This is a genomic window from Streptomyces sp. 8N114, from assembly GCF_052245835.1.
Taxonomy (GTDB): Bacteria; Actinomycetota; Actinomycetes; order Streptomycetales; family Streptomycetaceae; genus Streptomyces.
In genome coordinates, this window is sequence record NZ_JBQQBT010000067.1 from 1 (window position 1) to 648 (window position 648).

Below are 648 nucleotides of genomic sequence, written 5' to 3' on the forward strand. Positions count from 1 at the left end.
TGGACTCGATGGTGGGCCTGTTCATCAACACCCTGCCGGTCCGGGTGCGGTATGACGCGGGCGACACCCTCGCCGACGTACTCCAGCGCACCCAGGAACACCAAGCCGGACTCCTCGACCACCACTATCTGGGCCTGGCCGAGATCCAGCAGAGCACAGGCTTGTCGAGCCTCTTCGACACTCTCGTCGTCTTCGAGTCCTACCCAATCGACCGCGCCGGACTGGACGACGCCAACACGGAAGCCGGCATCTCGATCAGCGGCATCCGCCCGATGACGACCACCCATTACCCGCTCACCCTCCTGGCCACGGCCGACCCCCACCTGCGCCTGACGTTCCAGTACCAGCAGCACCTCTTCGACCAGGCCGCCGTGGAGTCGCTCGCCGCCCGTTTGGTGCAGGTGCTGCGGGCCCTGGTGGCGGATCCGTTGTTGCGGGTGGGTGTGGTGGATGTGTTGTCGGTGGAGGAGCGTGCGTGGCTGGCTGAGCGTCATGTGCCGTCGACTGACGGTGAGTCTGGCGTGTCGTTGGTGGGGTTGTTCGAGGAGTGGGTTGGGCGGTCGCCGGGTGCGGTGGCTGTGGTGTGTGGGGGTTCGCGGTTGTCGTTCGGGGAGGTGAATGCGCGGGCGAACCGTTTTGCGCGGGTGC

1 protein-coding gene is annotated in these 648 nt (G+C 66.5%); it reads left to right on the forward strand.

The window, feature by feature from the left end:
• Positions 1-648 (forward strand): condensation domain-containing protein (locus tag ACTWQF_RS36775; protein WP_443284127.1); only part of this gene is annotated, 648 nt, incomplete at both ends.